General features: G+C 68.3%; 12 protein-coding genes. 2 read left to right on the top strand and 10 right to left on the bottom strand.

Going from position 1 to position 14,683, the window contains the following annotated elements; translation table 11 throughout:
- Window positions 1–313: 313 nt before the first annotated feature.
- A complete protein-coding gene (locus tag AAF604_04925) occupies window positions 314–946 on the top strand; it encodes a hypothetical protein (GenBank protein MEM7048977.1) in 633 nt (210 codons plus the stop codon).
- A 115-nt stretch (window positions 947–1,061) separates the two neighbouring features.
- Complete coding sequence (locus AAF604_04920; GenBank protein MEM7048976.1) at window positions 1,062–1,823, top strand: RNA methyltransferase; 762 nt, start codon at window positions 1,062–1,064, stop codon at window positions 1,821–1,823.
- Between the two features lie 294 nt (window positions 1,824–2,117).
- On the opposite strand, the gene sucB is transcribed toward AAF604_04920, so the two are convergent.
- The 10 genes from sucB to AAF604_04870 all read right to left on the bottom strand — a co-directional run bounded on the left by sucB (window position 2,118) and on the right by AAF604_04870 (window position 14,683).
- On the bottom strand, window positions 2,118–3,512 hold the full coding sequence (sucB, locus tag AAF604_04915) for a 2-oxoglutarate dehydrogenase, E2 component, dihydrolipoamide succinyltransferase (GenBank protein MEM7048975.1): 1,395 nt from the start codon (window positions 3,510–3,512) through the stop codon (window positions 2,118–2,120).
- 28 nt (window positions 3,513–3,540) lie between these two features.
- Window positions 3,541–4,515 carry an alpha-ketoacid dehydrogenase subunit beta gene (locus AAF604_04910; GenBank protein ID MEM7048974.1) on the bottom strand — a complete coding sequence of 325 codons (975 nt, stop codon included), beginning with the start codon at window positions 4,513–4,515 and terminating at the stop codon, window positions 3,541–3,543.
- A complete protein-coding gene (locus AAF604_04905) occupies window positions 4,512–5,537 on the bottom strand; it encodes a thiamine pyrophosphate-dependent dehydrogenase E1 component subunit alpha (protein ID MEM7048973.1) in 1,026 nt (341 codons plus the stop codon). Before AAF604_04905 ends, AAF604_04910 begins: the two co-directional genes overlap by 4 nt.
- A gap of 54 nt (window positions 5,538–5,591) precedes the next feature.
- Complete coding sequence (gene lpdA / locus AAF604_04900) at window positions 5,592–6,983, bottom strand: dihydrolipoyl dehydrogenase (GenBank protein ID MEM7048972.1); 1,392 nt, start codon at window positions 6,981–6,983, stop codon at window positions 5,592–5,594.
- Window positions 6,984–7,044: 61 nt separating this feature from the next.
- A complete protein-coding gene (locus tag AAF604_04895; GenBank protein MEM7048971.1) occupies window positions 7,045–7,902 on the bottom strand; it encodes an MBL fold metallo-hydrolase in 858 nt (285 codons plus the stop codon).
- A 140-nt stretch (window positions 7,903–8,042) separates the two neighbouring features.
- Window positions 8,043–9,380: a hypothetical protein gene (locus tag AAF604_04890; GenBank protein ID MEM7048970.1), complete on the bottom strand. Its 1,338-nt coding sequence runs from the start codon at window positions 9,378–9,380 to the stop codon at window positions 8,043–8,045.
- A gap of 188 nt (window positions 9,381–9,568) precedes the next feature.
- Window positions 9,569–10,804 (bottom strand): pitrilysin family protein, encoded by a 1,236-nt coding sequence (locus AAF604_04885; protein MEM7048969.1) that lies wholly within the window; start codon window positions 10,802–10,804, stop codon window positions 9,569–9,571.
- An 8-nt stretch (window positions 10,805–10,812) separates the two neighbouring features.
- Window positions 10,813–12,087 carry a pitrilysin family protein gene (locus AAF604_04880; protein MEM7048968.1) on the bottom strand — a complete coding sequence of 425 codons (1,275 nt, stop codon included), beginning with the start codon at window positions 12,085–12,087 and terminating at the stop codon, window positions 10,813–10,815.
- Window positions 12,084–14,405 carry a protein kinase gene (locus AAF604_04875; protein ID MEM7048967.1) on the bottom strand — a complete coding sequence of 774 codons (2,322 nt, stop codon included), beginning with the start codon at window positions 14,403–14,405 and terminating at the stop codon, window positions 12,084–12,086. Before AAF604_04875 ends, AAF604_04880 begins: the two co-directional genes overlap by 4 nt.
- Window positions 14,402–14,683: a hypothetical protein gene (locus tag AAF604_04870; GenBank protein ID MEM7048966.1), complete on the bottom strand. Its 282-nt coding sequence runs from the start codon at window positions 14,681–14,683 to the stop codon at window positions 14,402–14,404. Before AAF604_04870 ends, AAF604_04875 begins: the two co-directional genes overlap by 4 nt.

Here is a 14,683-nt window from a genome sequence, read left to right as displayed (position 1 = left end):
AGTTCCCGAGATCCAGGTTTGACGCTAGTTTATCCCTCTCCCGGAAGAACTTCTTCACCTTGCTTCGAGCGGTCGCCCTACGCTATCCTCTCGGCGTAGCTCTCCATGATTGCTGAATTTCAATGCGCAGCGCCGACACCGGTTCGGACAACCGCGGCGGTCGATTAATGTCTTTGAATCAGCGCAGAGTCGTAATCGTCGTCGCCAGTCCAGGAGAATTGAAATCGAGCGCTTCCGCGGATCTGCGGGTCACGGCCTCGGCCGTCCCCGGAAGCGTCGTTCGTCGAGCAGTACCTTGAGGAGGAAAACCGCAATGTTCGCAAAGCAGCGTTACTTCGCACCACTCGTCATCGCGCTGACGCTGGCCGTGAGCTTCGGCGGCGCCGCCCTGGCGGATGATTCCCACGGCGACGGGTATCAGAAAGAGGGACGGGATCTGCAGCTCGGGCTGGGCCTCGGCCTCGCCGACCCCGATGACATCGATTCCGCCGAGATCTACTACTCGGCCGCCCTGCGCTTCCGCATCGGTCGGCAGTACGACGAGCCCGTCTGGGATGGCGACAGCTATCGCGGCCGGCCGCCGGCGGATACCGGCATCCGCGGCTACCTCGAGCCCGAGATCTCCTACTGGTCGAGCTCCGACGACGGCGTCGACGAGTCCGATCTGCTGGTCGGCGTCAACCTGATCGGCGTCGTGCCGACGCGCAGCGCCGACTACTTCCTGGGAGTCGGTTTCGGGGTCCATTTCCTCGATGCCGAGGTCGATGACGGCACCGTCGACATCGACGACAGCGACGAGGCCATCGGTGGCAACCTGCAGGTCGGCGTCGACGTCAACATCAGCGAGAACGCCGCCCTCTTCGGCACCGGTCGCATCGACCTGCTGGAGGGCGATCGCAACGAGCGCCAGACGAAGATCTACGTCGGCGTGCGTTTCAAGCTCTAGCCCGACCTTCAACGTCGTCGTTGCAACGAGGCCCGGGACCGCGAAGCGGCCCGGGTCTCGTCGTTTCCGGCCCTCGTCTTCATTCTGAGCGATATCGACCGCACCCCGCCGCGCCATGACCGACTCTCCCGTCATCATCCTGGTGCAGCCGCAGCTCGGCGAGAACATCGGTTTCGTCGCCCGAGCGATGCGCAACTGTGGCTTGACCGAGCTGCGCCTGGTCCGCCCGCGACAGGCGTGGCCCAACCCCAAAGCGGTCGCCGCCGCCTCCGGTGCCGATGAAGTCCTCGAGCGGGCGCAGCTCTTCGAGAGCACCGCCGAGGCGGTCGCCGACCTCGAGCATCTCTACGCCACCACGGCGCGCCGCCGCGACATGGTCAAGGCCGTCGTCACTCCGCGCCAGGCGGCGGGAGAGCTGCGTCAACGGGTGGCTCAGGGATCGCCCTGCGGAGTCCTCTTCGGACCCGAGCGCACCGGCCTCGACAACGACGACGTGACGCGCTGCGACAAGATCGTCGAGGTGCCGCTCAATCCCGAGTTCAGCTCCCTCAATCTCGGTCAGGCGGTGCTGTTGGTCGCCTACGAGTGGTTTCAGACCGCTGCACCGGCGGGCGAGGAGATCCTCCCCCTCGGCGAAAGCCGGCCGGCGACCCGCGGTGAGGTGGAGAACTTTTTCGACCACCTCGAGCAAGCCCTCGACGCCAGCGGGTTCCTGCGGGTGCTCGAAAAACGGCCGGTGATGGTGCGCAATCTGCGCAATTTCTTCCTCCGCGCCCAGCCCACGGAGAAGGAGATTCGCTCGCTCCACGGTGTCGTCAAATACCTGTCCGGACACCGCTTCCGCACAAAAAAGGACCGGGAAGGCGCTGACATCTGACCTCCCCGGTCTGGTCTCAGGAGGTACGGCAGGCCAGGCCTTGGCCTGGCCTGCCGTCTCGCTTGGCCACCTTCCACCGCCGCTCGGCGATCCTCTGCCGAATGGAAGGTGCCCTCCTAGATAGAAAAGCGAGCTTGGGGTGCGAATCCAATAGTCGCCGCGTGAATTCCTCGTGAACAGCCCTCGGCCCGGACGCGAGCTCACCCCGAGAGCGACCGAAGGGCAACAAAAAGGCCCGGCGAATCGCCGGGCCTTCGGGTCGACACTGGGCTCCGCGAGGAGCCCGCGAGACGCTTACGAACGGTAGGCGTCGAGCTCCGACCAGGGGTCCTCTTCGATCACCTTCTTGACGTCGTTCATGAAGTGATCGGCATCGGCACCGTCGACCAGACGGTGATCGTAGGTGATCCCGAAGTAGGACATGGTACGGATCGCCAGCGTGTCGGCACCGTCGGCATCGGTACGCACCATCGGCCGCTTCTCGATCGCCCCGATTCCCAGGATGGCGACCTGCGGCTGGTTGATGATCGGCGTTCCGAAAAGGCTGCCGAAAACACCGGGATTGGTGATCGTGAAGGTGCCGCCGGCGGCCTCGTCGGGCTTGAGCTTCTTGTTGCGGGCACGATCCGCGAGATCGTTGGCGGTCTTCGCCAACCCCACCAGGTTGAGCTCGTCGGCATCCTTGATCACCGGCACGATCAGGCCGCGATCGAGGGCCACCGCCATACCGAGGTGGATGCGCTTCTTGTAAACGATGTTGGTGCCGTCGATCGCCGCGTTGAGCTTGCGGTGCTTCTTCAAGCCGGTGGTCACCGCCTTGAAGATGAACGGCATGTAGGTCAGCTTGGTGCCGTTGGCGGCCATGAAGCCGGCCTTGGCCTGCCGACGGATGCGATCGACGCGAGTGAAATCGAAATGAAAGACCGTCGTGACGTGCGCCGAAGTGTCCTTCGAGTAGCGCATGTGAGCCGACGTGATCTGCCGAATCTTCGACATCGGCTCGATCTCGACCTCTTCCCTCGGACCGTAGGCGGGCACCGAGAAACCGCTCGCCGCCTTGGCGGGAGCGGGCGCAGGAGCCGAGGGCGCCGGGGTCGGCGGAGCCGCCGCCGGGGCCGGAGCCGGAGCTGCCGGAGCCGGAGCCGCCGCTGCCGGGGCCGGAGCCGCCGCTGGAGCAGGCGCCGCGCCACGGTTCTCGAGATAGGCCATGATGTCGGCCTTGGTGACGCGACCCTTGACGCCGGTACCGGTCACCAGGGAGAGGTCGACCCCTTCTTCCTTGGCGATGCGCCGCACCAGCGGGCTGGCGAAGGGACGCTCGCCATCGCTGGCCGGGGCCGGAGCCGCCGCCGCTTCCTCGACCGGAGCCGGAGCCGGAGCCGCCGCCGCCGGAGCCGCTTCCTCAGCCGCCGGAGCCGCGGCCTCGGCCGGAGCCGCGGCGGCCGTCTCGCCAGCCTCGCCGATCAGCGCCACCACTGCGTCCACCGGCACGGTGTCGCCTTCCTGAGCCTTGATCTCGATCAGCGTCCCCGCCACCGGGCTGGGGATCTCGGCGTCGACCTTGTCGGTGGAGATCTCGAACAACGGCTGATCCCGGTCGACCTTGTCGCCCGGCTGCACCAGCCATCGGGTGATCGTGCCCTCGGCGATCGACTCGCCCATCTGGGGCATAACAACTTCCGTAGCCATAGACCTCTCCCTCGAGCCTGCTCGTTCTTTAGTAGCTTGAGAGCTGGCGCACCTGGGCGACCAGCTTTTCGACATTCGGCAAATAAAAGGCTTCCATCGGTGGACTGTAGGGTACCGGCGTATCGAGACAAGTCATGCGCTGCACCGGCGCGTCCAACCAGTCGAAGGCGGATTCGGAGATTCTCGCCGCCACCTCGCCGGCGAGGGAGCCGGTACGGGGCTCTTCACTGAGCACCAGCACGCGGCTCGTCTTGCGCACGGTGGCGAGAATGGCTTCGTCGTCGAGGGGTTTGAGGGTGCGCAGGTCGAGCACTTCGAGCTCGATCCCGTCACCGCTCAGGATCTCCGCCGCCTCCAGCGCGACGTGGAGCATAGCACCGTAGGTGATGATCGAGAGGTCGCGGCCCTCGCGGGCCAGGCGGGCCTTGCCGATCTCCACCGGCGCCGGATTTTCGGGCAGCTCGGCCTTGATCCGCCGGTAGAGGAACTTGTGCTCGAAGAAGAGCACCGGGTTGGGATCCTGGATCGCCGCCTGGATCAGTCCGTAGGCGTCTTCGACGGTCGCCGGGGCCAGGATCTTGAGGCCGGGCGCGCGGTGGAAGAATCCCTCCGGGTTCTGCGAGTGGAAAGCCGAACCGTGGACGTTGCCGCCGCACGGTCCCCGCACCACCATCGGCACCGCCGGTCCCCAGCGATAGTGATTGGGGGCGGCGAAATTGACGATCTGATTGAAGGCGCAGGCGATGAAGTCGATGAACTGCATCTCGACCACCGGCCGCATGCCCATCATGGCGGCACCGATGGCGGCACCGACGATCGCCGACTCGCTGATCGGCGTGTCGATGACGCGCTCCTCGCCGAAGCGCTCGAGAAAGCCCTGGGTGACCCGGAAGGCACCGCCGTAGATGCCGATGTCCTCACCGATCATGAACACCCGCTCGTCCTGCTCCATGGCGTCCCACATGCCGCGGCGGATCGCCTCGAGGTAGGTGGTCTCGCTCATTCGTACACCCCCTCGAGGGCCCGCTCCGGCGGCGGGAAGGGCGATTCGAGGGCGAAGTCGACCTCGGCGTCGAGGCCGGTCTCGATCTCCGCCGTGATCGCGGCGAGCTCCTCCTCCGTCGCCAGCTCCTGGCCCAACAGGTGGCGCTCGAAGCGCTCGATGGGATCCTTCTCGGCCCACTCTTCGAACAGCTCCGGCGGTACGTAGCCGGCATCGTCGTGCTCCGCATGGCCCTTCATGCGGAAAGTCTTGGCCTCGATCAAGGTCGGACCGCCACCGCCGCGGGCGCGCTCGACGGCCCGTCGGGTGGCCTCGTAGACGGCCAGCACGTCGTTGCCGTCGATGATTTCCCCGGCGATGCCATAGCCCACCGCCTTGGCGGCGATGTTGTCGACCTTCATCTGCTTCGACGTCGGCGTCGAGTAGGCATAACCGTTGTGCTCGGCGATCACCACCAACGGCAGGTCCTGCACCGCGGCGAAGTTCAGCCCCTCGTGGAAATCGCCGGTCGAGGTACCGCCATCGCCGATATAGGTGAGGGCGACGAGATCTTTGCCCTGCATGCGACCCGCGAGAGCCACCCCGGCCATCACCGGAATCAGCGCCCCGAGCATCGAGATCGGCGCCACCAGGCCGCGCTCGAGGTCGCCGAAATGGGTGTTGCCGTCCTTGCCACCGGTGGGGCTGGTGCCGCGAGCCATGTACTGGGTCATGACCTCGCGCGGCTGGACGCCGCGCACCAGCATGCTGCCGAGGTTGCGAATGATCGGCCCCATGAAGTCCTGCGGGCCGAGGGCGAAGGCGCTGCCGACGGAGGTCGCCTCCTGGCCGTGGCCGGAGTAGAGCCCGCCCACCACCTTGCCCTGGCGGTACAGGTTGCTCAGCCGGGCTTCCACCCGGCGAGTGAGCTTCATGAAGTGGTAGAGCCGCTTCTGCTCCTCGGCGCCGAGCTCGGTGCGAGCCAGACGCTCGCCGGCCGGCTCCTGCGCCCCGGGGTGCAGCGGTCCGAATCCCTGACTCATCGGACGCCCCCTCTCCTCAGACCCCCTGGTTGGCCGATCGACACGCCCACTCCCCTAGAAGTGAATCGCCGCGCCGTGGGAAGCGTGGGCGGCCTCCATCACGGACTCGGCGAGGGTCGGGTGCGCGTGAACGGTGCGGAACAGCTCCTCCGTGGTGGCCTCGACGGACATCGCCACGCAGGCCTCGGCGATCAGGTCGGTAGCGTGGGGACCGATGATGTGGACTCCCAGGATTTCGTCGTACTTCTGGTCCCGCACCACCTTGACGAAGCCGGCGGTCTTGCCCTCGATGGCGGCCTTGCCGGAGGCGCTGAAGGGGAACTTGCCGACCGCCACGTCGTAGCCCTGCTCCTTGGCCGCCGCCTCGCTCAGGCCGACGCTCCCGACCTCCGGGTCGGTGTAGACCACCGACGGCACCTTGCCGTAGTCGAGCGGACGGGCATCGTGCCCCGCCATGTGCTCCACCGCCAGGATGCCCTCGGCCGAGGCCTTGTGAGCCAGCCACGGGCCGGCGGTGACGACGTCGCCGATGGCGTAGATGTTGTCGATGGCGGTCTGCATGGTGCCGTTGGTCGACAGGTAGCCGCGCTCGGTGGTCAAGCCCACCGACTCGAGGCCGAGATTCTCGGTCACCGGACCGCGGCCGACGGCCACCAGCAGCACCTCCGCTTCGAGGGCGTCGCGACCTTCGAGCTCGAGCTTGACGCCGCCGTCGGTCTTGTCGACGGACAGCAGCTTGGTGCCGGTCAAGGAACGAATCTTGCGCTTGCGGAAGGCCTTCTCGAGCTCCGCCGACACCTCTTCGTCCTCGAGCGGCAGCAGCCGCGGCATCATCTCGAGGATGGTCACCTCGGTGCCGAAGGAAGTGAAGATGGAGGCGAACTCGGTACCCACTGCACCGGCGCCGAGCACCGCCATGGTTTTCGGCACATGGTCGATCTTCAACATGTGATCGGAGTTGATGACGCGCTCGCCATCGACCGGCGCGAAGGGCAGGTCGCGCGGCACCGAGCCGGTGGCGATGAGGATGTTCTTGGTGGTGTAGACGGCCTTGCCCTTGCCGTTGTCGACCTCCACCTGGTTCGGCGCGACGATGCGGCCGAAGCCATGGATGCCTTTGACGTTGTTCTTCTTGAACAGGAACTGCACGCCACCGGCGTTCTTGTCGACCACCTTCTGCTTGCGCTGGTGGGCCTTGGCGAGATCGAGCTGCGGCGCCGCCACCTCGATGCCGAGGCCGGAGGCGTGACGGATTTCGTCGAGCACCGCCGCCGTGTGCAGCAAAGCCTTGGTCGGGATACAGCCGCGGTGCAGGCAGGTGCCCCCGAACTTCGGGTCCTTCTCCACCACCGCCACCTTCATGCCCAACTGCCCGGCACGGATGCCGGCGACGTAGCCGCCGGGACCGCTGCCGATGATGATCAGATCGTATTCATGCTCGGCCATCGCATCTCCCACTCGTGCGACCGCACGGGTCGTTGCTGGAAAACTCGTCGAAACTCTCTATTTATGAAGCGGCTTCCGCCACCAGCGGCTCGGCCCGGTAGCGTCCCGGCCGATCGGGCACCAGGCGCGCCAAGGGCACTTCCGGATCGTGCTCGAAGATCACCAACCAACCCTCTTCCGCCGCCCGCGGCAGCCAGCGCTGCTTGTTCTCGATCGTGGTGACGGGAAACAGATCGTATCCCATCACCCAGGGGTACGGAACGTGGGCCGCGGTCGGCACCAGATCGGCCAGAAACAGCGCCTGGTACTCGCCACCGCCGTCGATCCGAACCACGCACATGTCGGCATTGTGTCCGGGCGCCTTGATCGCCCGGATTCCCGCCACCGGCTCGGCCTCGTCGTCGAACAGCTCGACCTGGCCGGCCTCGAAGAGCGGCTCCCAGTTGCGTGGGTCATAGCTCGCGCCGTCGCGCACGTTGGGGGCGCGGGCGTGCTCCACCTCGCCGCGGTTGAGCCAGTAGCGAGCGTTGGGGAAGGTCGGTTCGAGACGCCCGCCGACCTGGCGCGTGTTCCAGCCGCAGTGGTCGAAATGCAAATGGGTATTGATGACGTGGGTGACGTCGCCGAGCTCGTAACCAGCAGCGGCGATCGCCGCCGGCAGGCGCACCGCGTCCTCGGCCATGCCGAACAAGCGCCGAAAGCGCTCATCGTTCTTGTCGCCGATGCCGGTGTCGATCAGTACCAGGTCGTCACCGCGCCGCAGCAGCGGGCAGTTGGTGACCATGGTGATGCGGTTGTCCTCGTCGGGCGCCTTGCGGCGCGCCCAGAGGACCTTCGGCACGGTGCCGAACATCGCCCCGCCATCAAGGCGAAAAAGGCCGTCATCGACCAGCTCGAGATCGAATTCTCCCCACTCCATCACCGGCGGAGCATAGCAGGGGAAAGGGCCTCCGAGGCGGGCCGCCGGACGGTGTCACGAGATCCCGCAATGGGTCCACGAAATCCTGGCCCGGCGGCCTGGAGCTGCCTCCAGTGGGACTGCCTCCAGTGGGGCTGCCTTCAGTGCACCCGCACGACGAAGTCGCGATAGGTGTAGCCGAAGGGCGGGACGTGGGTGCCGTCCTTCGACGCCTTGGCCTGGCCGACCACCAGCACCAGCCCTTCGGTGATGCGCAGCGGCGTCTCCATCCCGGCCGGCGCCACTTCGTCGGCATCGAGGTCACGATAGGCCAGGGCCCCGCTCGCGAAATCCCAACGGAAGCGCAGCCGATGCTCGCTGCCCGGCCGCCAGCGGCGGCGTTTGCCGCGCCACTGCTCGCCCTCGCTCTCACCGAGCGGAGCGCCGAGGTTGAGCCAGGCGCGATCCTTGCCGTTGGTGCCGTTGATCTGGAGCTGCCAGAGCGTGATCTCACGGTTCGGGCGATTCGGATGGGGAGCCCGCAGTGCGATCACCCCGGCGAAGCGCCCCGGAAGCTGATCCGGCACGGTCACCGTGAGATCGACCTCGAGGGCGTCACGATTCGCTGGCACGGCGAGCGGGAAGCGGATCGCCGAGTTGCCCTGGGAAGCGGTCCACGGACCGCCGTGCTGCACCAGCACCTGGGGCGCGGCCGGGCTTGGGTCCGGGGTCGGCTCGGCCGGTGGCGCCTGCTGGGGCGGATCTGACTGCGGCGGATCTGGCTGCGGCGGATCTGGCTGGGGCGGCGCCGAAGGAGGCGCCGGCTCGGCGGGATCTTCCGTCGCCGTCGGCAGACAGGCCGGCGTGACGTTGCAGCGCCAGCGCACGAAATCGCGCCGGCAGCCGGCGAAGTCGGGATCCTCGAAGGTGCGGTTGTTGCGCCGGCAGCGGGCCAAGATCTCGTCGACCTCGAGGCAACCCGGCTGGCCGTCGCAGGGCCGCAGATTGGGGTCACACTCCCAGCCGTCGGGACAGTCTCCGCCGCGCGGTGCTCGCCAATCGAAACCGGCACCGCAGGTCGCGATCAGATCCTCCGTCTCGCGAGCATCGGGCGGTCGGCCATGGCGCTGCTCGAAGGCCCGGCGAATCAGCTGCGAGCGCTCGTCGGCACAGCGGAAGCGCCAGGCGGTATCGGCTGCCGGCCGCCCGAAACGCTCGCGATAGGCCTCGGCGACCCGCGGATCGGAGCGATCGAGGAGCGTCGTCGGTGGCGTCCCGGACTCGCGCCAGGGATCGCGCTGACAGTTCATGTTGTACTTCAAGATCGCCCGTCGACCATCCGGTGCACGGTCCGTGCGCTGCAGCCGCCCGTAGCGCAGCAGAGCCCGGCCAGAACCGTTGTCGCAGGCATCGTAGAGAGTTTCGGCGGCGGCGGAGAGAGCCCCTCCGGCCGCCATCACGGCGATAGCGAAAAGGGCGTTGCGAGCCCGTGAATTCATGAATCCTCCTCAGCCCGACCGCTCGCGGAAAGGGTCGGGCACCTGTCGGCGATAGCCGACGGTTCAGAATGTCTGAATTCAACAGTCTCGGGAAAAGAAGAAACGTCACACCCGAGGGGCGTTTTCGATCGCCTTCACCCGGGCGGCGGCCTCCTTTGGAGTAGAAGGCGCCGCTTCGAGCGGAGGTCTCAGCCCGCCGGCAGCCCGACGGTGACGCGCAGGGCCTGGGGATCGAGATGACGCCGTGCCGCCGCCTCGACGGCGCCGCGGTCGAGTCCTTCGAGACGCTGTTCGCGCCAACCGGGGCGATCGAGGGGCAGATCGTAAAGCACCGCCGTCGCCAACAGGTCGGCCCACTGGCGGGCCGTCTCACGGGCAAAGGGCAGGCGTCCGAGCAAGTACGAGCGGGCGCTTTCGAGCTCGTCGTCGCGAATGCCGTCGGCCAACACCTTTTCGAGCTCCTCGCGCACGCCGCGCTCCGCCTGCTCGACGGTGGCCACGGAGGTGCCGACATAGGCCGTCAACCGGCCGGCATCGATGCCCGCCCCCAGGGCGGCGTGGGCACTGGCGGTGTAGGCCAGCCCCTCCTGCTCGCGGATGCGGTCGGGAATGCGGCCGGTCAGGCCGGAGCCGGAGCCGAGCACCACCGACAGCAGGTCGAGGGCATCGAAGTCGTCGTGGTGCCGCGGCACCGTAAGGTGGCCGAGGAAGAGGTGGGCCTGCTCACCGGATCCGGCGGCCTCGAAACGCACCTCGCGGCGAGCCGCGGCGGAGCCGTCCGGCGCCGGCGTCGAGTCCAGCGCTCCGCCCTCGCCACGCGCCGGCGGAAAGAGCTGCTCCAGGCGGCTCTGGACTGCCGACTCGTCGATCTCGCCGGCGACGGTGATCACCAGCGGCGCCGCCGCCAGGGTGGCGCGATGGAACTCGGCGCACTGCTGCGCCGTCAGCGCCGCCAGGTCGGCCGACGTGCCCTGCACCGGCAGCCGCCGACGATGGGGCCGGTAGAGCTGCTCGCTGAAGCCCCAGGAAGTCTTCACCTGGGGCTGATCGGCGAGGCTGTCGAGCTCGGCCGCCGCCTGACGGGTCAGCCAGCGGCAGCGATCCTCCGGGAAGCTCGCCCGGTAGATGAGATCGGCGGCCTGGTCGAGGGCCCACTCCCAGTCCGCCGCCAGGCCATCGAGGGAGAGGCCGTGAAGCTCGTAGCTGCCGAAGCTCGACAGCGCAAAGCCGCGCGCCTCGATGGCGGCGGCGATCTCGCTCCAGGAGCGCTCGGCGGTGCCCTCGCTGAGCAGCCGGCCGGCGATCAAGGCGGCCCCGGGAGGGCCTTCCCGGCGCGCTCCGCCGGCAACCCAAACGCGCACCGCCACCACCGGCGCACCGGTGACCCGCCGCACCCGCAGCCGGGGCGCGGCTCCTTCGGCCATGGCCGCCATCAGGCGGCAGCCCCGTTGGGTAGGGAAAGCCCCAGCACGGCACCGTTTTCCGGCACCAGATAGCGCTCCGCCACCCGCCGCAGGCGATCGCCATCGTTGGCCAGTAGGCGCGTCATCTGGCGATCGAGATGACCGCGCTCGAAGTTGGCGAGCTCGAAACCCGCCGCCAGCGCCTGCTGGTGGACGCGCTCGTGGGCGAACACCCAGTCGGAGCTCACCACTCGCCGCAGCCGATCGAGCTCTTCCTCCGGCGGAACCTCCCGGCGGAGACGCTCGAGCTCGGCCAAGAGCACCTCCTCGACGCGCTCCACCTCGACCCCCGGCAAGACCTCCGCCGAGATCAGGAAAGGGCCCGTATCGAGGGTTTCGCCAAGGCCGACGCTGATACCGCCGCAGAGCTGACCGTCATCGACCAGGGCGCGCTGCAAACGGCTCGCCCGACCGGTGCCGAGGAGCGCCGCCAGCAACCGCAACGCCGGATGGTCGCGGTGGTTCGCCGCCGGCACCCGGAAGGCGAGTTGCAGGCGCGCCAGCTCGCCGTGGTGGCGCTCGACCCTCACCAGTTCCTCGAGGGGCTCAGGGGCCGCGAGCTCGGGCCGTGACTTCGCCCCCGCGGCAACCTCCGCGAAGGCCTCCCCCACCGCCGCCAGGGCATCCTCCGGCAAATCCCCGGCGAGCACCAAAACGGCGTTGTCCGGGCGATAGAAATCGCCATGGAACCCGCCCAGCTCGTCCGCCCCCATGACCTCGAGCTCGGGCCGGGTGCCGAGCACCGGCAGGCCATAGGGATGGCCCCGGAAGAGCTCCCCTTCGATGGCCCGCCCGAGGGCGTCCCAAGGATCGTCCTCGTACATCGCCACCTCTTCGAGAATCACCTGGCGCTCGCTCGCCACCTCGTCCGGATCGAGCCGCAGGCCGGCCATGCGATCGGCCTCGATGGCGAGGGCTTCGCGCCAGCGGTCGCGTGCGAAATTGAAGTAGTAGGCCGTGCTGTCGTGGCTGGTGAAGGCGTTGTTCGCTCCGCCGAGGGCTTGGGTGCGACGGTCGATCTCGCCAGGGCCGTAGTGACGCGAGCCCTTGAACATCATGTGCTCGAGAAAGTGGGCCGCTCCACCGCGACCGGGCGCTTCATCGCGGGTGCCGACGCGGTACCAGAGGGCGGAGGTGACGATGGGGGCTTGACGATTGACCAGCAGGCCGACGGTGAGGCCGTTGGGCAGGCGCTCGACCTGGGTTTCGGCCGGCAGTGATGCCGGCACCAGGGGCTGACTCAAGGAGTGCTTCCTCCACCGCCCCCGAGGGGCAGCAGTTGAACGGTGATTTTCTGGCGGCGATCGTTCGCCCCCGAGCCGACGTCGACGGCGAAGTCGACCCGGCGGTGTCCCGGCGCCACCAGCGACACCCGGTGCATGCCGCGCGACAGCTCCAGCCAGCGCCGCTTGCCGACGCCGCCGTTGTAGCGCTGCGCCAAGCCCACCGGCTCCCCGTCCACCAGCACCCGCGCCGTCTTCGGGAACACCTTGAAGGCGATCGCCTCGCGCACCCGGTAGATCTGCAGGTCGGACAGCTCGAGGTCGCTCGCCGCCCGCGGCTCGAGGCGCACCACCACCGGGGTCACGCCGCTGCCGCCGGCCTGCGCCACCACTCGCAGGCGGTAGTCCTTCATGCCGGCACGGCGCAGGGTGAGGATGTAGGTACCGGGATCCGGCAGGGTGTAGGGATTGCCGCTGGCGGAGCTCCACTGACTGGCACGTCCGATGACCACGCCATCGAGCAGGGCGAAGGCATCTTGCGGCTGGACCCGGAAGCTCAAGCGCAAGCCGCTGCGGATCTCGCGATCGGCGGCCTGCGCCGCCGCCGGCAGATCTTCGGCTTCTGCCGCGCCGGGTTCGATCTCCGGAGCCGTCGACGGCGGCGGCTGGCGCGGAACCTGCGCCGGCGGAGTCTCCGTCTGCCGCCCCGGTTGCTGGCCGCCGGCTGGCGGCGATGAATCCGGATCCGGCGCTCGGGTCGGCTGGCGCGTCGGCGGAGTGGCTCCCGGTGCAGGCAAGTCTCGCTCCGAAGCAGCTCCGGCCGGCGGCCGAGCCTCGAGCGGCGCCTCCTCGGTGGCTTCGCCCTCCGGCACCCAACCTCCGTTGGGATCGTTCTGGAAGTCGTCCGGCGAAGCCGAGACCCCGAGACCGAGAGGATCGTCGAGACCGCCGACGGTCTCGCCTTCACCCCCTTCGGTGTCGGCCGCCTCGATGTCGGCTGATTCGGATCCAGCCACCGAAGGCGCGCCCTCGGCGGCCGTCCCGGCAGGGCTCTCCCCGCCCGCTTCGTCCGTGGCGCCGACTGCCTGCTCGGCGAGGCGAGTCCCCGACACCAGGAGATTGCGCACCACCGCCGCGCCGACGATCAATCCCAAGATCATCACCACCGTCACCGCTGCGATGATCATCCAGAGCTTCACCGATCGACGGGGTGCGCCAGGGGCCGGACCGGCCGGTGTCGCCGCTGGAGGCGTCGACATCTCCATCGGCTGGGTCGGCGGGATCTGGGTCGGCGGAATCTGCGCCGGCGGGCTCGGGGGCACGGGAGACTGCGTCGACGGCGCCGAGCCCGGCACGGGCGGCGGCGGTGGGGGCGGAACCGATGACGCCGGCCGGGTTTCGGCCGAGCCGGAAACCACCTCCATCGAGCCGGTCTCGAGGCGCTGCGTCGGCTCGAGCTCCCAATCGCCGGCGGCCACCGAGCTCAGCGGTCCGGTCCCGAGGTCTCCCTGCACTTCGGTGAGGGCATCGGCGGCCTCGCGGGCGGTGCGGAAGCGGTCTTCCCGATTCTTTGCGATCAGCATGCGCAGCACCCGCTGCAGCGCCGGCGGCAGGTCCGGCCGCAGCTCGTCGAGGGGCCGCGGCTCGGTCTGCAGAATTTGGTAGACCAGCGTGCTGATGCTCTCGCCGGCGAAGGGCTTCTCCCGGCTCAGCATCTCGTAGAGCACGACGCCGAGAGCGAACAGGTCGCAGCGGCCATCGAGCTCCTCGCCGCGAATCTGCTCCGGCGACAGGTAATGGGGGCTGCCCATCACCGAGCCGGTGACCGTCAGCTCGGTGTTCTGACCCACCATCTTGGCGATGCCGAAGTCGCTGATCTTCACCTGCCCTTCGGCATCGAGCAGGATGTTGCTCGGCTTGATGTCGCGGTGGATCACGCCGTGGCGATGGGCGTGATCGAGGCCCTCGCAGGTCTGGGTGGCAATGATCAGGGCCTCGCCCAGAGTCAAGGGCGGCTCACTGCGCAACCGGTCGGCGAGGTCGGAGCCGGGCACGTACTCGAAGGCGAGAAAGAAAAAGCCATCGTCCTCGCCGGCATCGAACAGCGTCACCAGGCGCGGATGATTGAGACTGCCGGCGGTCCGCGCCTCCTGCATGAAGCGCTTCTGGCGCTCGTCGAGCTCCTCCGGCCGCACCCCGATGAAGCGCAGCGTCTTGATCGCCAGGCGGCGCCCGATCTGCGGGTCCTCGGCCAGATACACCTCGCCCATCGAACCACTCCCGAGCAGCCGCTCGATGCGGTAGCGGCCGAGGGTCGAGCCCGGGGCGAAGGTGCTCATGGTGACTCGTCCGGCTCCTGTTCGTCATCTTCGAAGGGCGTCTTCTCCAGCACTTCGAGGTCGGCCTCGGCCTGCGCCAGCAGACGCTTCGCCTCCTCGACGTGCTCTGGGGGGACCCGCAGGCGCACGTCACCGAGGGCGCCGAAGGTCACCGGCTCCTGGCGGAAGAGGCGCGAGTCGACCTCCACCGGCAAGTCCCGAGAGCGCAGAAACCCCGCCACCAGGGCAGCTTCTTCTTCCGTTCCGAAGGTTTTGACGACCGGCCACTCTTGATGCAT

This window comes from Acidobacteriota bacterium (assembly GCA_039028635.1).
GTDB lineage: Bacteria > Acidobacteriota > Thermoanaerobaculia > Multivoradales > JBCCEF01 > JBCCEF01.
This window is presented reverse-complemented; position numbering and strand designations above follow the sequence as displayed.